The organism is Streptomyces sp. NBC_00190 (assembly GCF_036203305.1).
Taxonomy (GTDB): domain Bacteria; phylum Actinomycetota; class Actinomycetes; order Streptomycetales; family Streptomycetaceae; genus Streptomyces.
Genome location: NZ_CP108132.1, coordinates 39,556 through 57,454, shown reverse-complemented (window position 1 = coordinate 57,454; position 17,899 = coordinate 39,556). Strand labels below are relative to the sequence as shown.

Annotated in this window: 17 protein-coding genes; 5 read left to right on the top strand and 12 right to left on the bottom strand. The window is 72.3% G+C overall.

The features are described 5' to 3' along the window. The first annotated feature begins 56 nt into the window (after positions 1–56). On the top strand, positions 57–842 hold the full coding sequence (locus tag OG429_RS40425) for a response regulator transcription factor (RefSeq protein WP_328930617.1): 786 nt from the start codon (positions 57–59) through the stop codon (positions 840–842). A gap of 174 nt (positions 843–1,016) precedes the next feature. Here OG429_RS40425 and OG429_RS40420 read toward each other — a convergent pair whose 3' ends face one another. Beyond that, a complete protein-coding gene (locus OG429_RS40420) occupies positions 1,017–2,159 on the bottom strand; it encodes an MFS transporter (RefSeq protein ID WP_328930616.1) in 1,143 nt (380 codons plus the stop codon). 137 nt (positions 2,160–2,296) lie between these two features. Here OG429_RS40420 and OG429_RS40415 point away from each other — a divergent pair, with 137 nt between their 5' ends. Continuing rightward, positions 2,297–2,695 carry a MerR family transcriptional regulator gene (locus OG429_RS40415; RefSeq protein WP_328930615.1) on the top strand — a complete coding sequence of 133 codons (399 nt, stop codon included), beginning with the start codon at positions 2,297–2,299 and terminating at the stop codon, positions 2,693–2,695. A 47-nt stretch (positions 2,696–2,742) separates the two neighbouring features. Here the strand turns inward: OG429_RS40415 and OG429_RS40410 are convergent, their stop codons facing one another. From OG429_RS40410 to OG429_RS40365, 10 genes are all read right to left on the bottom strand, one after another. Continuing rightward, entirely contained in the window at positions 2,743–3,639 is an 897-nt protein-coding gene (locus OG429_RS40410; RefSeq protein WP_328930614.1) for a fumarylacetoacetate (FAA) hydrolase, read from the bottom strand. Between the two features lie 74 nt (positions 3,640–3,713). After that, on the bottom strand, positions 3,714–5,018 hold the full coding sequence (locus OG429_RS40405; RefSeq protein WP_328930613.1) for a pyridoxal phosphate-dependent aminotransferase: 1,305 nt from the start codon (positions 5,016–5,018) through the stop codon (positions 3,714–3,716). Positions 5,019–5,220: 202 nt separating this feature from the next. Then, positions 5,221–6,876: an AMP-binding protein gene (locus OG429_RS40400; protein ID WP_328930612.1), complete on the bottom strand. Its 1,656-nt coding sequence runs from the start codon at positions 6,874–6,876 to the stop codon at positions 5,221–5,223. Further along, positions 6,873–7,991 carry a Glu/Leu/Phe/Val dehydrogenase dimerization domain-containing protein gene (locus OG429_RS40395; RefSeq protein WP_328930611.1) on the bottom strand — a complete coding sequence of 373 codons (1,119 nt, stop codon included), beginning with the start codon at positions 7,989–7,991 and terminating at the stop codon, positions 6,873–6,875. Before OG429_RS40395 ends, OG429_RS40400 begins: the two co-directional genes overlap by 4 nt. Before the next feature lie 67 nt (positions 7,992–8,058). Beyond that, positions 8,059–8,622 (bottom strand): type 1 glutamine amidotransferase, encoded by a 564-nt coding sequence (locus OG429_RS40390; protein WP_328930610.1) that lies wholly within the window; start codon positions 8,620–8,622, stop codon positions 8,059–8,061. A gap of 11 nt (positions 8,623–8,633) precedes the next feature. After that, complete coding sequence (locus tag OG429_RS40385) at positions 8,634–9,452, bottom strand: amino acid kinase family protein (RefSeq protein WP_328930609.1); 819 nt, start codon at positions 9,450–9,452, stop codon at positions 8,634–8,636. Next, a complete protein-coding gene (argC, locus tag OG429_RS40380; protein ID WP_328930608.1) occupies positions 9,449–10,507 on the bottom strand; it encodes an N-acetyl-gamma-glutamyl-phosphate reductase in 1,059 nt (352 codons plus the stop codon). Before argC ends, OG429_RS40385 begins: the two co-directional genes overlap by 4 nt. Continuing rightward, positions 10,504–11,352, bottom strand: coding sequence for an ATP-grasp domain-containing protein (locus OG429_RS40375; protein ID WP_328930607.1), 849 nt, complete (start codon positions 11,350–11,352; stop codon positions 10,504–10,506). The genes argC and OG429_RS40375 overlap by 4 nt, the downstream gene beginning before the upstream one ends. A 1-nt stretch (position 11,353) precedes the next feature. Then, positions 11,354–11,539, bottom strand: coding sequence for a lysine biosynthesis protein LysW (locus OG429_RS40370; protein WP_328930606.1), 186 nt, complete (start codon positions 11,537–11,539; stop codon positions 11,354–11,356). A 74-nt stretch (positions 11,540–11,613) separates the two neighbouring features. After that, positions 11,614–12,768 carry an isopropylmalate synthase gene (locus OG429_RS40365; protein WP_328930605.1) on the bottom strand — a complete coding sequence of 385 codons (1,155 nt, stop codon included), beginning with the start codon at positions 12,766–12,768 and terminating at the stop codon, positions 11,614–11,616. Between the two features lie 437 nt (positions 12,769–13,205). Here OG429_RS40365 and OG429_RS40360 point away from each other — a divergent pair, with 437 nt between their 5' ends. Together OG429_RS40360 and OG429_RS40355 are read left to right on the top strand one after the other, a co-directional pair. Next, positions 13,206–14,384 (top strand): acyl-CoA dehydrogenase family protein, encoded by a 1,179-nt coding sequence (locus tag OG429_RS40360; protein WP_328930604.1) that lies wholly within the window; start codon positions 13,206–13,208, stop codon positions 14,382–14,384. 16 nt (positions 14,385–14,400) lie between these two features. Further along, a complete protein-coding gene (locus tag OG429_RS40355; RefSeq protein WP_328930603.1) occupies positions 14,401–15,624 on the top strand; it encodes an acyl-CoA dehydrogenase family protein in 1,224 nt (407 codons plus the stop codon). Between the two features lie 86 nt (positions 15,625–15,710). On the opposite strand, the gene OG429_RS40350 is transcribed toward OG429_RS40355, so the two are convergent. Beyond that, positions 15,711–16,436 (bottom strand): GbsR/MarR family transcriptional regulator, encoded by a 726-nt coding sequence (locus OG429_RS40350; RefSeq protein ID WP_328930602.1) that lies wholly within the window; start codon positions 16,434–16,436, stop codon positions 15,711–15,713. A 266-nt stretch (positions 16,437–16,702) separates the two neighbouring features. Between OG429_RS40350 and OG429_RS40345 the strand changes: the two genes are divergently transcribed. Then, complete coding sequence (locus OG429_RS40345; RefSeq protein WP_328930601.1) at positions 16,703–17,695, top strand: hypothetical protein; 993 nt, start codon at positions 16,703–16,705, stop codon at positions 17,693–17,695. The last annotated feature ends 204 nt before the right edge of the window (positions 17,696–17,899 follow it).

The window sequence follows — 17,899 nt, the reverse complement described above, 5'->3', positions numbered from 1 at the left end:
AGCATGGCGAAATGCCGGGCACCTCGCGCCGCCCCAGCCGGTTATGAGGGGGAGTCATGACTCAGGGAGTCACCTTGTGGACCGAGCAGGCCGGCCGGCCGCGGACCGCGCCCGCCGGCCGGCGGGCAGGCGCACCGCCGGCCGCCTCACGCTTCCACCCGAAGAAGGCCGACGCGCCCCTCACCCGGGTGCTCGTGGTCGAGGACGACGCGGCCGAAGCCGAGACGAGGGTGCGCGACCTGCGCCGGCAGGGGTACAACGCGAGCAGCGTCGACACCGGGGCGGAAGCGCTGAGGACGCATCAGCACTCCGACCTGGTCCTGCTCGACCTCGACCTGCCCGACATCGACGGCTTGGAGGTCTGCCGGCTGATCCGCGAGGCGGGCGACAAGCCCATCATCTCCGTCACCGCCCGCGACACCGAACTGGACCGGGTCCTCGCCCTGCAGGCCGGCGCGGACGACTGCGTCGTCACCTCCTGCGGCGTACGCGAGATGACGGCGCGCATCGAGGCGGTACTGCGGCGCTCCCATCCGCAGCCGGAGCCGACCCGCAGCATCTCCCTCGACCCGCTCCACATCGACGTCGGGACCCGTGAAGCCCGCCTGCACGGCGAGCCGGTCAACCTCACCGGCAAGGAGTTCGAGCTGTTGCACATCCTGGCCGCGAACCCCGAGAGCGTCATCTCCCGCAGGGAGCTGATGGCCCGGGTGTGGGACACCAACTGGGCGGATTCCAGCCGCACCATCGACACGCACGTCAGCAGCCTGCGGGCGAAACTCGGCGCCAGCAGATGGATCATCACGGTCCGCGGTGTCGGCTACCGCATGGGCCGCGGCTGACGTGCCGCCGACCCGCGGCCGACCACGGAATCCGGGCACACGGACGCGGCCCCTGCGTGGTCAAGGCTTCGGACGCCTTGGTCACGCAGGGGCCGCCTCTCGCTGCGGCGCAGCCGCGCCGCGGCCCCGGTCCGGGGTCGCGGCCGACCGCCTGCTGCGCCGTCCGCCGGTACGTCAGGCCGAGTCCGGCCGCTTGGCGGGGAAGCCGTGCGCTCGGGCGCCGACCACGACCAGCAGCACGGGCACGAGGAGCACCAGGACGCTCCACGGGAAGGACGTCGGGCTGAGCGAGTCGAGCAGGATGCCGCCGACGGCTCCGCCGCCGGCCATGAACGAGTTCCACGTGGTGACCAGCAGGGCCTGCCCGCGGTCGCCGCCCGCGTCGGTGACCGCGGTCTGCAGGAGCGTGGCGACGCCGCCCCAGCCGAGCCCCCACAGCACCATGGCCGCGTAGACCACGACGGGGCTGCTCGCCAGCAGTGCCAGCAGGACGGAAGCGACGATGAACAGGGCGGTGCTGCCGATGGTCAGGGCGCGTAGCCGGCGGTCGACCAGGGCTCCGGTGATGAAGATGCTCACCATGGAGGCGATGCCGAAGACCAGCAGCACGACGTCGCGCGAGGCGCCCATGCCGTACTCGTCGAGGAACGTGGCGATGTACGTGTAGAGGATGTTGTGGGCCAGCACGTAGGCCGCGACCACGAACAGGACCGCCACCACGCCGGGAAGGCGCAGGGCCTTCAGGATCGGCTCCCGGCTCTCCCGCCGCTGCCCCGGGGAGTCCGGCACCGACGCGAGGATCCACACCACCAGCAGGACGGAGACCACGGTCACCAGGCCGAAGGTCAGCCGCCAGCCGAACAGTCCGCCGAGGAACGTGCCGACCGGAATGCCCAGTGACAGGGCCAGCGGGATGCCGGCCATGGTGATCGCGATGGCCCTGCCCTGGAGGTGGGGCGGTGCCAGGCGGCGTGCGTACCCGACCAGTTCGGCCCACACCACGGCTGCCGCCACGCCGGCCACCAGGCGGAACGCCATGGTCAGGGCGTAGCTGGACGAGACGGCCGTGACCAGGTTGGCGACGGCGAACACCACCACGGCGAGCAGCAGCAGCTTCTTGCGCCGCCACCCCGCCGTGGCCACGGAGACGGGAATGGCCGACAGGCCCGTGGCCAGCGCGTAGATCGTCAGCGACTGCCCCGCCGCCGACTCGCTGACCGACAGGTCGCGGGCCATCTCGGGCAGCACGCCCGCCGGCAGCGCCTCGGTCAGGATCCCCATGAAAGCGGCCGTACCCAGCGCCAGCAGTGGCGACATGGGAAGTTTCCGGGTGTCAGGTGCTGGTGGAGAGACGTTCAGTGACTGTGACTCAGTGTGGGAAGTCGTCATGGCTTGTATCCTCAAACCCTTACATAGATGTGAAGGTCAAGATGATCCGATGTGAGGTGGGTCACATGTTGATCGGGCAGTTGTCAGAGCGCACCGGCGCCTCCCGCCGGCTGCTGCGCTACTACGAGGAGCAGGGGCTGATCTCCTCGGGCCGCTCCCTGAACGGGTACCGGGAGTACGGCGAGGACTGCGTGGACCGGGTCCTGCAGATCAGAGGACTGCTCGCCGCCGGGTTGCCGACCCGGGTCATCAAGCACGTCCTCCCGTGCATCGACACGCCCCGAACCATCCACGTCTCCGGCGCCACCCCGGAGACGATCGCCGCGCTCGAACTCGAACGCGACCGGATGACCGAGCGCATCCGGTGCCTGGAACGCAACAGGGACGCCATCTCCCGCTACGTCGCGGCCGTGCGCGGCGCCGCCTGCGAGAGCGCGCCCGGCCAGGCGGCCGCGACGGCCTGACCGGCGTCGGCGCGCGCCGCCCGGGCCGGCCCCGGCCGCCCCGCCCGTCAGGCGGCCTCGGCCCGGCGGGCGTACTCGATGACGTTGGACAGCACGACGCCGTGGCTGGCCACGTCGATCGTCACGCGGTCGCCGTCGGCGATCCGGAACCCGTCGTGATAGCTGGCCTTGTCGGCCCCGAGCAGGACGTAGCTCACCAGTCCCGGCCGGCGCATCACCGGATACGAGAACAGGTGGTCCACCATGTCCTCCACCTGGTGGTACAGGGCGTCCGCGCCGCACGAGAAGTCGCCCTTCCAGGCCGCCGCCCCGTCGCGTTCGATGGTGATCTGGCCGGTGACCGTACGGGGCGGCTCGCCGAGGAACAGCCACGGCGTCATGGAGGTCTCGCAGAGCTTGGAGTACGGGGTCCAGCCCCACGGGTTCTTCAGGTGGTAGCCGATGTCGTTCAGGTCGTTGGCGAAGGTGTAGCCGGCGTAGCGCGGGGTGCCCTCCTCGTCGTTGACGTAGACCAGGGCCACCTCCGGCTCCTCCAGCAGGGCGACGGTCGACGCGGCTGCGGCCAGCGGCTCGTCCGGCATGCGCACCCAGGAACCGAAGCCCTTGATCAGCCAGTTCGGCGGCGTGAACTCCTTGTCCGGGTCCGGGTCGTCGGCGTACTTGGACCGGTGGGTCCCCATGAAACCGGTCAGCAGGGCGTCCCCGGCCGTGGGCAGCAGCGGCGGGAGGAAGCGGACCTCCGGGTCGCCGGCGGTCACCGTGACCGTCTCGGCCCCCTCGGTGACCGCGGCGGCCACCGCCTCCGGGCCGCCGCCCGCGAGGAACGCGGCCCGCAGCTGCCCGTCGGCCACCCGGTACAGGGTCAGGCTCTCGCCGGCGGCCGCCTTGCCGAGGCCCGCGTACCGCAGGCCCTGGTACTCGCATTCGAAGAGGATGGTGGACATGGTGGTCAGGGACCTCCTGAGTCGTGGGCTGACCCGCGCCGGGGCGGTCCCCTGCGCGTGGCGGTGGTGAGTGGTCACGGCCGGCCGGCCTCCGGGTGCCGGGCGGCGAACGGTTCGGTGAGGTCGGTCAGGACCTCCTGGACGCGGTCCAAGGACGCGCTGATCCACGGAAGCCGCAGCGGGTCCGCGGCGGTCAGGGCGGCGGTGCGCTCGGAGTCGGTCTCGCCGTACAGCCGGCTCGTGGCGGCCCGGATCCGCAGCGAGTGCGCGGGCTCTCCGAAGGCGGTGCCCGGCAGCAGCCCGACCCCGTACCGCTCCGCGAACAGGGCGGCGAGCCGGCCGCCGTCGTGTACCCCGTGGACGCGGGCGAGTTCGCCGCGCAGCGGCTCGAAGTCGGGGTACAGGTAGGAGGTCGCCCGTACCGGCGTCAGCTCGGCGCCGGCGGCGGCGAACCGGCGGGCCACCGCGCGGACCACCACCTCGTGCAGCCGCAGGCAGGCGGCGACGTGCGCGACCACCTCGGGCGGCTCCTCGAAGGCGTACGCCGCGGCGGCCTGCACGGGAGCCGCGGTACTCGACCAGATCTGGCTGGCGACGCCGACCAGCCGGGTGTGCACCTCGCGCCCGAGCGGGCTGTCGGGCAGCCGGGCGACCCCCGTCCGCCAGCCGCCGAGCGCCAGGTTCTTGGTCAGGCCGGTGGTGACCACGGTCCGCTCGGGCGCGAACGAGGCGGGCGAGAGCGCCCGGTGGGCGGAGTCGAAGACCAGGTCGCAGTAGATCTCGTCGGAGACGATGACCAGGTCGAGGTCGCGCGCCGCCCGGGCCAGGCGCCGCAGGGTCTGCGGCGTCGCGATGGTGCCGGTCGGGTTGTCGGGCAGGGTCACCACCACGCACCGCGGGTCGCGTCCGGCGGCCCGGGCGAGGGCCACCGCCTCCCGCAGCGCCGCCGGGTCGGGCACCCCGCCCTCGCCCGGCGGGGTGGGAACGGGGACCGGCCGGACCCCGGCCAGTTCGGCCTGCGCCGCGTAACTGACCCAGCTCGGCACCGGCACCACCACGTCGCCGCCGACGGCCAGCATCAGGGCGAACAGGAGCGGTTTGCTCCCCGGCCCGCAGACCACCAGGCCGGGATCGGTGGGAAGACCCCGCCGGCCCCAGTAGCCGGCGGCGGCGGTGCGCAGCGCCGCGCTTCCGGCGACGGGCCCGTAGGCGTTGCGGTCCGCCGCCGCGGCGAGCCGCTCCCGCAGCGCCGGGAGGACCGGGAGGCCGATCTCGCCGCTGGCCAGCGAGAGGACCCGTTCCCCGGCACGGCGCCGGCGGTCCAGCTCCTCGTCGGCGGCGAGGGTCGCCGACATGGTCACCGGCGCGGGTGCGGGCATGGCGTACCTCCAACTGATCGGGCTACGGCGGGTGGGAAGCGGGGGGTGGGGGGCGGGGGTGGGGATGGGGGTGACGAGGGAGGCGGGAAGGAGGGAGGGGATCCGGGGGGTGACGCGGGGGCGGGCCACCCCCCGGAAGGGGTACCGGAGGGTGAACGGGGGACAGGGTCACCCCCCGGGGCATCGCTGCCGGAAGGGCGGATCACCCCCCGGCGTACAGCTCCCGCAGCTCGACCTTGCGGACCTTGCCCGTGAGGGTCTTGGGCAGGGCCTCCACGACCTCGAGGCGCTCCGGGAAGAACCGGGGGTCCTGGCCGGCGTCGCGCAGGTGGTCGCGGAGCTCGGCCAGCGTGGGGTGGTTGCGGCCGCGGGGGACGGCCACGGCCAGGATCGGGTCGTCGACCAGGCCGTTGGGACCGAGGAGGGTCGCCTCGACCACCTTGGGGTGCCGGGAGATGATCGCCTCGAGCTCGGCCATCGGGACGACGATCCCGTCGCGCAGGACGGTGTCCCTGGAGCGCCCGAGGATGCGGATGCCGCCGCGCCCGTCCTCGCGCGCCACGTCACCGGTGTCGAACCAGCCGTCGGCGGTGAGCTCGGAGTCGAAGGCGTCCTGCTGCTTGTAGTAGCCGAGCGCCTGCGACGCGCCGCGCGCCCGCAGCCGGCCCACCGTGGCCCGCTTGCTCGGGTCGTGGCACACGTCGATACGGATCTCCATCGAGTCGATCGGCCGTCCGTGGCTGTGCGCCGCCCAGTCCTGGTTGTAGTCGAGCCGGCTGATGGTGACGGGACCGAACTCGGACATGCCCCACACCGAGTACGTGCGGGCACCGAACGTCTCGCGCAGCTCGTCCACCAGCTGCTGCAGCACCGGAGCCGCACCCGTGACCGTGTGGCGCAGGCTGGACACGTCGTGCGGATCGATCTGCTGGGCCCGCGCCACGCCGGAGAGCGTGGGCGGCGGCCCGTACAGCAGGGTGGCACGGTAGCGCTCGACCAGGTCCAGCAGGCCGGTGTGGTCCTCGCCGTCCTGGAAGACGATCGTCCCGCCGAGCATCACCCCGGCCAGGACGCCCTGGCCGAAGCCGGAGTAGTGCACCAGCGGAGTGGTGACCGCGATGACCAGGTCGTCGCGGAGCAGGAAGGTGTCCACGTAGCCGCGGACGCCCGAATGGACGGTGTTCTGGCTGTGCACCACTCCTTTGGAGAAGCCGGTGGTGCCGGAGGTGAACAGCACCACGAACGGCTCGTCGGGCCTGAGCTGACGGCCCTCCAGATCGCTCGACCGCTCCTTCTCCCAGTGCACGGCGACGAAGTGGTCGTGGAAGTCGACCACGTCCTCGCGGGCGCGCCCGCCGACCACCACCACGTGCTCCAGGGGCAGTTCGGACCGCAGCGCCCCGATGGTGTCGGCGAGCGGGTAACCCTCCCACTCCGGCACGGTGACGCACACCCTGGCCTCGGTCAGCGCGAGGCGGTGGCGCAGCTCGTCCTCCTGGCAGACCGGGGCGATGGGGCAGATGACCGCGCCGACCGCCATGCAGGCGAACATCAGCGGCACCATCTCCCACCGGTTGGGGAGCTGCACGGCCACGACGTCGCCGCGCTGCACACCCAGTTCGAGCAGGGCCCCGGCGAACCGGTCGGTCAGCCTCGTCAGCTCGGCGTAGTCGAGGGTGTCGGTGCGGGCCTCGTCGAGGCGGCGCCCCGCGACGGCCAGCTTGCGCGGCCGCTCGCGGGCCTGCCGGCGCAGGTCGTCGAGGAAGGTCCCGTCCCGCCACCAGCCGCGCCGGCGGTACTCGGCCATGCGGTCCGCGGCCGACGCCGACGCCAGGATGGCGGACGTGGTCGAGGTCATCGGCGTTCCTCGCGTCGGGCGGCGAGCAGTTCGGGCAGCGGGTCGCCCGCACCGGCCGCGGCGATCTCCAGCAGGTCGCGGGTGTTGCGGCGCACGCGGTCGCCGACCCAGTCGAAGACCCACGCCTTGCGTGCCTCGGCCTCCAGGCCGAAGGGGACCACCCGGGTGACGGCCAGGGCGGCCGAGGCGGCCCCGCCGATGTTGGCGATCACGCCCGGTACCAGGACGGCGCCCGAGGCCCGTGCCTTCTCCTTCCCCTCCGCACTGGAGCTGAGATTGCCGCCCTCGACCACCAGGCCGGCGCGCAGCCGGTGCGCGTTCTCGGTGTTCAGCGCGTTCTTCTGCGCCGCGAGGATCAGCAGGTCGGCGTCGACGTCGAGCCAGGCGTCGGGCTCGCCGGAGACGGTGGCGTGCTGCGGAAGCCGGGAGCGGTCGATCCGCCCGAACTCGTCGGTGATCGCGACGAGGTCGGCCACCGGCAGCCGGTCCGCGCTGATGGTGCCTTCGACGTCGGCGACGCCCACGATCACGTGCCCGCGGTCCTCCAGGAACCGGGCGACCGCCCGGCCCACCGCCCCGAAGCCTTGCACGACGACCCGGGCCGGCCCGGTGCGGCCGCTCGCCTCCAGCGCGGTGACGGCCGCCACGCCCACGCCGTGCCCGGTGCAGTCGATCAGCGGCTCGTAGTACGTGCGCCAATCGATCGGCATGTCGGGCGCGCCCAGCCGGTAGCGCGGGTCGTAGCCGGCCTCGGCGAAGAAGACCGCCCGGTCGGCGGGGGTGACGCCCATGTCGATGCCGAGGTGGATGCCGCCGTGCAGCAGCGGCTTGACGGTCCGGCCGAAGGTACGGAAGGTCTCCTCGCGGTCGCTGCCGTCGGAGACGATGCCGGCCTTGGCACCGCCGATGGGCAGGCCGGCGAGCGTGAACTTGTGCGTCATGTCGCGGGCCAGGCCGGCCACCTCGGCCTCGGTGACCCCGGTGGTCATCCGCGTGCCGCCCATGGCCAGGCCGTCGTACAGCGAGTCGACGACGACCCAGCCCTCGACCGCGCCGCCGCTGCCGTTCAGATGGACCGTGAACGCGGGGTCCTGCGGGTTTTGAAGAACACTCATTGCCAAGTCCTCGCATACGTAGAAGAGGTCAGGGGACTGCGGGCGCCCGGGCGCCCGGCGGCGACGCTCACCGGTACAGCTGCGCGAAACCGCGCAGGATCTCCAGGCCGTCGCTGCGGAATTCCAGGTGGGCCTGCGAGCCGAAGATCCGGCCGTCCTCGGAGCGCAGGAACTCCACCGGCGCGTGCTCGGAGCGGCCGATCGAGCGGAAGCCCTCCGGAGCCTCCTGGAGGTACAGGGTGTGGCGGTGGAAGACCGTCACCGTCGGCTTCACGTACGTGAAGAGCGGCTCCTCCTTGTCGACCTGCACCTCGTAGCCGCCGACCCGCTGCGGTCCCTCGGCGAGTCGGCCGCCGGCCGCGACCGCCAGGATCTGCATGCCGCCGCAGATCCCGAAGACGGGGACGTCGGCACCCATGACGAGGTCGATGAGCGGTGTGTAGAAGTCACGGTCGTACGCCCGCACCTTGGTGCCGCTCAGGACGATCGCCTGGTGGCGGCCGTCGAGCCGGGCGGGCACGGACGCCGCGTCGACCACCTCGGTTTCCGAGCCCAACTCCTCGAAAGTCTTGCGGAGTTGCTTCAGGGACAGCGTTCCGTTGTTGACGACGAGTACACGGGACTGCGCCACGTTCTTGCTCCTCACGTTCGCGTGATGACGGTGCCGGTGCGGGCCGCCAGCAGATCCGTGACGGGCGCGCTGCCGATGACGACCCGCTCCGCGCCCCGCTCCAGGGCCTCGCCCGCGGCCCGCAGCTTCTTGCGCATGCCGCCGGTGGCGCCCTTGTCGCGGAACCTGGCCGCGGCCTGCGCGGTGATGCTGCGCACCGGCTCCCCGTCGACCAGCAGGTGCGCGACGTCGGTGACGAGGACCAGGTCGGTGGCGCCCAGCGCGCCGGCGATGGCGGCGGCCGCCCGGTCGGCGTCGGTGTTGACCTCCTGGCCGCTCGCGTTCCGGGCCAGCGGCGTGACCAGGCAGGCGTGGCCCGCCCGCAGGTCCTTCAGCGGCGCCGGGTCCACACCGGTGATCGGCCCGACCAGGTTCTCCAGTTCGACCAGCTGCTTGCCCTGCCACCACCAGCGCTCGCCCTCGCCCGCGCTGACCAGGCCGTCACTGCCGAGCAGCCGTTCCGCGGTGATGCCGCGGGACTCCAGCCGGCCGAAGACCTGCCCGCTCAGCTCGCCGCTGACGGTCTTGATGTCCTCGATGACCTCGGGCGTGGTCCAGCGGCTCTGGTTGCCGTACCGGTCGCGCAGGATCGCCGACGGCTCGCTGTAGCGGGGACTCAGCCGCTTCAGCGGCTTGGACCAGCCGTGCACCAGGATCAGGGGCCGGTCCTTGCCGTGCTCGGCCAGGTCGTCCCACCAGGCGCCGTCGAGGTCGTCGAGGCAGCTGCCGCCGAGCTTCACCACGGTCGGGGCCGGATACCGCGTCCTGTCGTCCTTCGGAATCCCGCTCATGCGGGCATCACCGGCTGCATGGTCAGGCCCGTCTCCTCGGGCAGTGCGCATCGGATGTTCGCGGCCTGAACGGCCTGGCCCGCGGCCCCCTTGACGAGGTTGTCGAGGGCGGCGAGGACGACGATGCGGCCGCCCTCCTCGTCGTGCAGGACGGTCACGTCGCAGTAGTTGGAACCCAGGACGGCCTGCGGGTCGGGCACCGGGATCAGCGTCTCGGTGTTGCGCCGCACCCGGACGAAGCGGTGCTCCTTGTAGAAGCGCAGGTACGCCCGCTGCAGCTCGCGCCCGTCCACCTCGTCGTCGGTGAACACGTAGGCGCTGGCGAGCAGGCCGCGCACGTGCGACACCCCGTACGCCGACATCGTCAGCCTGCCGACACTGCCGGGCTTGCTGCGCTCCAGGAAGTCGCCGACCTCCGCGGCGTGCCGGTGCCCGGTGGGCGCGTAGGGCGCGATGGCGCCGTTGCGCAGCGGGTGCAGGTCCGGGACGCGCAGCTGTACGCCGCCACCGCTGGAGCCGCTCTTGCCGTCGATGACCACTGTCTTCAGGTCCAGGCCGAGGCCGAGGGCCAGCGGGGCGAGCCCCAGCGTGATCGCGGTGGCGTAGCAGCCGGGGACCGAGATCAGCGGCGCGTCGACCAGCTGGTCGCCGACCAGCTCCGGCACCCCGTAGACGAAACGGTCGGCCAGTGCGGTGGCCCGCTCGGCCTTGGGGTACCAGCGCTCGTGCAGCTCGGGGGTGCGGATACGGAAGGCCCCGCTCAGGTCGATCACGCAGGCGACGCGGTCGGCCAGGAGCGCGGCGAGCTCGGCCGAGACGGGTGCGGGCGTGGCGAGGAACACCACGTCGCACCGCTCGGCGACGACATCGGCGTCGACGGGCTCGATGGTCAGGCCCAGGTCGAGGCGGAGTCCCGGGTGCAGCTGGGCCGGGCGCTTGCCGGCGCTGGCGTTGCCGCCCAGGAAGGTCAGCTCGAATTCGGGATGCTGGTTCACCAGCCGGATCAGTTCACCGCCGCTGAACCCGGAGGCGCCGACGATTCCCACGCGGATCATGCGAGTATCTCCTGCACGTGACGGGCGACGGCCGACGGGATGTCCACTCCCGTGGTCGACGCCACCCCCCGCCAGGCGGGGGCGTGGTTGACCTCGTTGACGAGGTAGCCCGAAGGCGTCTTGAAGAGGTCGACCCCGTAGATGCCGGCGCCGAGCCGGTCCACGACGCCGTCCACGACCTTCTGCACCTCGGGGTCGTGGGCCAGGGCCCGGCTCTGGTTGCCGAGCGCGGCATTGCTGCGCCAGTCGGCCCCCGCGCTCTCGAATTCGGCGGCGGCGACGATCTCCCGGCCGACGACCAGGCAGCGGATCGAGCCGCCGCCGAGGTACGGCTCCACCAGGCAGGCCTGCTCGAAGGCGTGGCCGAGGTCCTCGACGTAGTCGTACACGCTGTGCGCCAGGTCGGGGTCGCGGATCAGCGTGACGCGCTTGCCCATGCCGCCGTAGATCGGCTTGAGCACCACCGGCAGGCCCAGCTCGTCGAGCGCCTTCTCGAAGTCCTTGCGGGAGAGGGCGAGCCGGTAGTCCGGCACGGGGACGCCGGCGGCGGACAGCACGGCGCGCAGCACCAGCTTGTTCTCGCAGGCGTGGATGGCGGTGGCCGAATTGAGGGCGGTCACGCCGGTCGACTCGGCCAGCGTGGCGAGCAGCCCGCCGCGGGTGTAGCTGCGGCTGCGGACCAGCAGGGCGTCGTAGCCCTCGATCGACGGGGCCTTGGGGTCGCCCAGGCACAGCGACTCGTCGTTGATCCAGTCGATGTGCAGGCCGAAGTCCGGTGCCGACTGCATGAGCTGGCGCTCTTCCCAGCCGACCCGGTCGGCGACGATGGCGACTCTGCTGCCCATCTCACTGGCCCCAGTCGCGGAGCTGTACTTCGACCATCTGCAGGCTCAGCACACCGTCCTGGATGTCCTCGACGCGCAGGGTGAGCATGCACTCGGGGCAGGCGAAGGTCTCGCCCTGGACGACCGGCGGCACGGTCAGGTCGGTCTCGCACTCGGGGCAGACGCCGGTGAGGGTGGCGGTGGACATGGAGCAACTCCGTTTGCCGTAGGTGGTGTGGACGTGAAGAGGGACCGGGCAGGCCCCGGCGGGCGGGGCGGGGTTCAGGCGGCCTGGAAGTCGATCGCGGCCTTGCGGATCGCGTCCCGGTCGAGCAGCGGACGCCCGCCCTGCTCCTGCCGTTCGACGAGCCACGGCGTGAAGGCCTCAACGTCGACGAGGACGCCCGACCCGGCGAGCGCCCATGTGACGAGGGCAGGGGTGAGGCGCGTGCGCACGCACAGCTCCCGGCTGTTGCCGACCAGCTCGGCGGGCAGCGTCTCGTAAGCCTCCGGGTTGTTCAGCTGACCCGGCAGCTCGTAGGCGAAGGCGTGCGGTGTGGTCGGCCCCGACTGGAAGGCGGTGCCGAGGCCGGCGCCCTTGAGCGCGACCCGGGACAGCTCCGTGAGGTGGGTCAGGTCGAAGCGCGTGTCACCGTGGATGACGCGCAGGGAAGTGAGCAGCTCGGCCAGCGGGGCGTTGCCGCCGCGCTCACCGATCCCGCCGACGGTCGCCGAGATCCACTGCGCGCCCGCGCGGATCGCGGCGAGGGAGTTGGCCACGGCCATGCCCAGCATGTTGTGCGAGTGGATCTCGATCTCGGAGCCGTCGATCGCGGCGAGGTCGGTGATCACCTCCTCCATCTGCCAGGGCGACAGGAAGGCGACGGTCTCCGCGAGACGGAACCGGTCGGCCCCGGCCTCGAAGCCCGCCGTGACGTAGGGGACGAGCCGCTCCCTGGGGGTACGGGCGCCGTCCTCGCCGCTGAACGTGACGTGGAAGCCGCGCTCCTTGGCCTGCGAGATCGCCGAACGGGCCAGAACGTGAAGGAACTTCGCGCTGGGCGAGCCGAGCTTCAGCCTGGCGTGCTGTTCGGAGGTCGGTATGGAGTACATGATGTGGCGCACGCCCAGTCGCTCGGCCTCGTCGAGGGCCTTCGTGACCTGCTGGCGGTCCTGCACCACCACGAGCGTCATGCTGCGCTCGGGACCGATGGCCTCGTGCGTGGAGAGGACGAGGTCGGCGTCCTTCGAGTCCGGGCCGGAGACCATGCCCACCTCGACCAGGTCGATGCCGGTCTTCACCAGCAGGTCCGCGATGACCGCGGCGTCCTTGGGGCCGAACTCGACGCCCGCCATGTGCGCGGAGTCCCGCAGGGTCGCGTCGGACAGACGGGGAAGTCCCTTCGGAAGACTTCCCTCGTGCTCTGCTGTTGCCATTGCGTTCCCTCCTTTAAGAACCGGATTCCTGATGGGCGGCCGGCTCTGCACTGAATTCTCGCGGCATGGTGCGGGTGAACGGATAAGGCCAAGAACGGGGCGATGTGGAGCGTGCCGATGAATAGGTTGGCCGATGCGGCGGTGCAGGCACAACGGCTCCCATGTCAGAGCTTTGTCAAGGACTGTGATGGAACGTCGTGGCAGGTCAGCTATGCGAGGTCTGCGCAGGCCGGATGCCAAATCTTGGGCCGGACCCGCCGAGCCGAGTGAAATGCGGGATACGTTGTTCGGGTCCATTTTCGAAAGAGGGGGTGGAGTAATTGTTCCGAGTTTCGAAATCCCTTCGAGCGTTCCGACGTCGATGAGACGTCCCCGCACCGCCGCCTGCCGGCGGTCTGAGGCCGGACCCTGTTCCAAGGGGAGAGAAAGGGAATCCGATGGTGTTTGTGCATTCCCCCGTCGGCGCCGGCGCCGACGGTGTCGAGCCGATGCTCGCCGAGCGGGCCCGGGAGCTCGCCGCCCGCGTGGCGCGGCCGACCGCCGCCGGCCGCGACCGTGACCGGAGGTGGGACCCCGCGCTCTTCGCCGAACTCGCCGACGCCCGGACCGGGCCCGGCCTCGCCGGGCCGCTGGTCCCGCGCGCCCTGGGCGGCGGCGGCCTGTCCGCCACACAGACCTGCGCCCTCCTGGAAGGGCTCGGCGAGGGCGCCCGCGACCCGGGCCTCGCCCTCGCCGTCGGGGTGCACGCGGTCCTCGCCACCGTGCCGCTGCGGGCGTTCGGCAGCCCCCGGCAGCGCGAGCGCTACCTGCCGCGCATGGCCGCGGGCGACTGGATGGGCGCCGTGTCGCTGCGCCAGACGCAGGGCGCCGCCCACGCCCCCGCCCTCACGGCCCGGCCCGCCCCGGCCGCGGCGGGCGGCTGGCAGCTCAGCGGCGAACTGGACCTGGTCGCGTGCGGCCCCGTGGCCCACCACTTCCTCGTCATCGCCGCGCACGAGGACGGCGGCCGGACGGCGTTCGTCCTGGACCGCGACACCCCCGGACTGCTGATCACCGAGGACGGCCCGGCGGCCATGGCCACCTGCCCGTGGGGCCGGCTGGTCCTGGACGCCTGCCCGGCCGCGGACCACGCGGTACTGGGAACGGTCGGCGGCGCCGCGACCGAGGTGGAGCCGCTGCTCGCGGCGCTGGACTGGGTGTTCTCCAGCGCGCCCTGGCTCGGCGTCATCCGCGCACTGACCCGCGACGCCGTCGACGACGCCCGCGAACGCCGTCTCTTCGGCCGGCCCCTGGCCCACGGCCAGTCCGCCCGGTTCACCCTCGCGGACCTGGGCACGCGCTACGAGCTGGCCTCCGGGCTGCTGCTGCGGGCCGCCGGGCAGTTCGACGCGGGCGGCCGGCCCTCGCACCAGGACGCGGCCGCCGCCCGGCTCTTCGTGGCCCGCGCCCTGCGGGCGGTCACCGAGGGGGCGGCGAGCCTGTCCGGGCCGCTCGCCCCCGCGGGCGACCACCTGGTCGAACGGGCCCACCGCGACGCGCTGTTCTTCGCCGGGACCGGAGGTGGCACCGAGGTGCTGCGGCCGGTCATCGCGGCCTCCCTGCTAGGACTCGGCTGACGTGAGGACTTCACACATGAACGGCGACCAACGCGGCACCGACACCGCGCCGAGCTTCCCGGGCATCGCCGCCCGGGCCACCGAGACCGACGCCACGGGCGACATACCGCCCCAGAACTGGAAGGACCTCGTCGACAGCGGCTACCTGCGGCTGTTCCACCCGCCTGAGTTCGGCGGCACCGGCGCCGACGGTCCCGCCCAGACCGAGGCCATGGAGGCCCTGGCCCGGGCCTGCTCGGGCACCTACTGGTCGGCGACCGTGTCCGCACTGCTGTGCGGCAAGCTGATCTCCACCTACGGCGATCCGGACAAACACCGGCGGCTGCTCGACCCCCTGCTCTCCGGGGAACAGCGCGCGGCCTTCGCCATCGTCGAGCCCGCCGCGGGCAGCGACGCCGGCACCTACCGCACCACGGTGCGCCCGGCCGGGCCGCCCGGCGGCGGCTTCGTCATCAACGGCGAGAAGGCCCGCATCACCAACGCGCCCAACGCCGACCTGGCCGTGACCCTCGCCCGGCGGGAGAAGCCCGCCGGGGACGACGGCCCCGACTGGTGCCTGGCCTTCGTCGACCTGCGCGGGCCGGGCGTGCGCCGGTACGAGACCCCGCACATGGGGCTGCGCGGCATGCCCTGGGGCGGCATCGTCTTCACCGACGCCCACGTCGCCGAGGACGACGTGGTGCCCGTGCCCTTCACCGAGCTCGCCGAGGGGATGACGTGGGGGTGGCTGCTGGTGTCGGTCGCGGCCATCGCCACCGCCGAGTCCGCGCTGGCCGCCTCGGTGCGCCACGCCCGGGAACGGGTCTCCTTCGGGCGGCCCCTCGCGCACATGGAAGGCGTACAGGCCCAGCTCGCCGAGTCCCGCGCCCAGATCGACGCGGCCAGGCTGCTCGCCCGCCGGGCGGCACGCGAGCGCGCCGCCGGCCGGTCGGCCAGGGACCTGATCGGCATGCTCAAGATCTACGCCACCGAGATGGCCGTCGAGGTCACCGCGCGCGCCGTGCAGATCCACGGCGCGGCCGGCGTGACCCAGGGCCACGAAGTGGAGCGCCACTACAGGGACGCGCAGATGAACGTCATCGGCGCGTTCGCCACCAACCGGCTGCGCGAACAGGTGGCCGAGGGCATGGGCCTGGGCCCGGCGGTCTACCGCGCATTCGACTGGCTGGCACCCACCGGCCTGGCCCACGCCCCGTCAGGCCTCGACGGCCTCCCCCGCCCCGCCGAAGCCGCCTCCTGACCGGGTGACCCCACGACAACCGAGGCTCCTGGCAACGCGCCCCCGCCTGCCAGGAGCCTCGTCGTACGCGCCCGCGCCCGCGCCGCTCACCGGAGCCGGGCCCGCCGCCATTCCTCGGCCGCCCGGACCATGGTCCGCCCGACGTGCTCGAAGAAGTCGCCGATGTCCTCCATGCGGGTACCGGCAGGTGTGGCCGCACCGAGGGTCCGGGCGCTCTGTCGGGCGAAGTCGGCCAGCATGGTGTTCTGGCGGGCGCTGGCCATCCAGCCGCGGAACCAGGCGTCGGCGTCGATGACGTACCGGTCGCGCCGCCGGCCGGGCTCGCGTTCGCGCCTGATGAGCTCCTGCTGTTCGAGTTCCCCGACGGCCTTGGAGACGGAGGCGGGGCTGACCTTCAGTCGCTGGGCGAGCTCGGTGGCGGTCAGGCTGCCGTCGTCGGTGACGTACAGGCAGGTCAGTACCCGGGCCGTCATCCGCGGCAGGCCCGTGCCGACCATCAGCGCGGTGAACTGTTCCTCCAGTTCGTGGACGGCCTCGGGGTCGCGCCCGTGTGCGCCGTCCACGGCCGGATCGGCCGAAGCGGCCGAAGCAGCCGGACCCGGGGCCTGCTTGCGGCGCCGTGCGCGCCCGGCGGTCGACTGCTGCGCCGCGTCGGCCCGGTAGGCACCGGCGCCGCCGTTGCGGGCCACTTCCCGGGTGACGGTGGAGACGGGCCGGTCCAGACGGCCGGCGATCTCGGTGAAGGTGAGCCCGTCCCCCAACCCCTCGGCGATCTCCCGGCGCTCCTGGTGGGTCAGTCTGCCTCCGGGCATCGGCCGTACCTCCGCGTCGTGTCGTCACCTGTGCCCAGTATTGCTTTCAAGGCCATCCCATTGCAAACAGACTGCGGCTGATTTTGCATTCACCGTCACTCTCATTGCAATTCATGACCTCTATGACCAGCAAGTTCATAATCCGCACCACTTTCTCAATTGACGAATATCTGAAGGCAATTTAGCTTTCAGTCATTCGCGAACGAGCGATGCGAACTGGGCCGGCCCGGACGAGGGCCGCTCGTCGCCGTGATTCGGAGCCCCCCATGACGTCCTTCCTCACCCCGCCCCGCACCTGGCACCGGCCGCTCGTGGTCTGCTCCGCCCTCATGCTCGGCCTGGTGCTCGTCTCCGGCGTGGGGCTCGTGGTGGACAGCCGGACGCTGCTGGACGAGTCGGTGTGGGTGAAGCCGCTCAAGTTCGGCTTCGCCTTCGCCCTCTACGCCGGCACGCTCGCGTGGCTGCTGACCGAGCTCACCAAGGGCAGGCGGCTGGGACGGTGGCTGGGCACCGTGTTCGCGGTGGCCGCGACCGTCGAGGTGGGCGCCATCACCGCTCAGGCGGCACGCGGCACCTTCAGTCACTTCAACGCCGACCAGGCCGACCCCGTCACCCTGGCCCTGGTCCCCCTCCTCACCTTCGGCGTGATGGTCATCGTCATCGCGCAGCTGATCCTGGCGGTCGTCGTGCTGATCCAGCGCACCGGCGGGGCGGCACTGAACCGGGCCATCCGCGCCGGGCTCGCGCTGGCCACCTTCGGCATGGTCGTGCCGGTCTACTGGATGGTCACCGAGATCCACTCCCGTACGTTGACCGACGCCAACGGCCACCCCGTGCAGATGTACCAGGGCCACGGCATCGGCGACCCCGACGGCCACGGCATGCCCCTCACCAACTGGAGCGTGACCGGCGGCGACTTCCGGGTACCCCACTTCTTCGCCCTGCACGGCATCCAGGTACTCCTCCTCATCGCTGCGGTACTGGCCGCCCTGGCCACCGAGCACGTCTGGCTGCGCGACGAGAAGGTGCGTGCCCGCCTGGTCGGCAGCGCCGCACTCGGCTACACCGGGCTGGTCGCGGTGGTGACCTGGCAGGCCGCGCGCGGCCAGTCCCTGATCCACCCGGACAACGCCACCCTCCTCGCCCTCGCCGCGGTCCTGCTGCTCACGGCGGCGAGCACCGCAGGAGCGGTCGTCACCGCCAGGCGCGCCGCCGCCGCTCCGGCCAGGACCCCCGAGCTCTCCCGGACGGCGCGCTGAAAACCCTCACCGCACCACCGTCCCGACCACAGGCCCCGTCCCGTGGATCCCCGGCGCCCGCTACGGCCTGGGCATCTTCTCCCAGGCACTGCCGTGCGGCGTCACGGTCTGGGGCAACGCGGGCGCGACCTACGGCTCATGGACGTAGGCAGTGGGGACCCGCGACGGCAAGCACCTGCTCACCAGCCAGGTCAACGGCGACTG

Coding starts and splice junctions, on each gene's coding strand:
- OG429_RS40425 (WP_328930617.1), top strand. CDS start 57: ATGACTCAGGGAGTCACCTTGTGGACCGAGCAGGCCGGCCGGCCGCGG.
- OG429_RS40420 (WP_328930616.1), bottom strand. CDS start 2,159: ATGTCGCCACTGCTGGCGCTGGGTACGGCCGCTTTCATGGGGATCCTG.
- OG429_RS40415 (WP_328930615.1), top strand. CDS start 2,297: ATGTTGATCGGGCAGTTGTCAGAGCGCACCGGCGCCTCCCGCCGGCTG.
- OG429_RS40410 (WP_328930614.1), bottom strand. CDS start 3,639: ATGTCCACCATCCTCTTCGAATGCGAGTACCAGGGCCTGCGGTACGCG.
- OG429_RS40405 (WP_328930613.1), bottom strand. CDS start 5,018: ATGCCCGCACCCGCGCCGGTGACCATGTCGGCGACCCTCGCCGCCGAC.
- OG429_RS40400 (WP_328930612.1), bottom strand. CDS start 6,876: ATGACCTCGACCACGTCCGCCATCCTGGCGTCGGCGTCGGCCGCGGAC.
- OG429_RS40395 (WP_328930611.1), bottom strand. CDS start 7,991: ATGAGTGTTCTTCAAAACCCGCAGGACCCCGCGTTCACGGTCCATCTG.
- OG429_RS40385 (WP_328930609.1), bottom strand. CDS start 9,452: ATGAGCGGGATTCCGAAGGACGACAGGACGCGGTATCCGGCCCCGACC.
- argC (WP_328930608.1), bottom strand. CDS start 10,507: ATGATCCGCGTGGGAATCGTCGGCGCCTCCGGGTTCAGCGGCGGTGAA.
- OG429_RS40375 (WP_328930607.1), bottom strand. CDS start 11,352: ATGGGCAGCAGAGTCGCCATCGTCGCCGACCGGGTCGGCTGGGAAGAG.
- OG429_RS40370 (WP_328930606.1), bottom strand. CDS start 11,539: ATGTCCACCGCCACCCTCACCGGCGTCTGCCCCGAGTGCGAGACCGAC.
- OG429_RS40365 (WP_328930605.1), bottom strand. CDS start 12,768: ATGGCAACAGCAGAGCACGAGGGAAGTCTTCCGAAGGGACTTCCCCGT.
- OG429_RS40360 (WP_328930604.1), top strand. CDS start 13,206: ATGGTGTTTGTGCATTCCCCCGTCGGCGCCGGCGCCGACGGTGTCGAG.
- OG429_RS40355 (WP_328930603.1), top strand. CDS start 14,401: ATGAACGGCGACCAACGCGGCACCGACACCGCGCCGAGCTTCCCGGGC.
- OG429_RS40350 (WP_328930602.1), bottom strand. CDS start 16,436: ATGCCCGGAGGCAGACTGACCCACCAGGAGCGCCGGGAGATCGCCGAG.
- OG429_RS40345 (WP_328930601.1), top strand. CDS start 16,703: ATGACGTCCTTCCTCACCCCGCCCCGCACCTGGCACCGGCCGCTCGTG.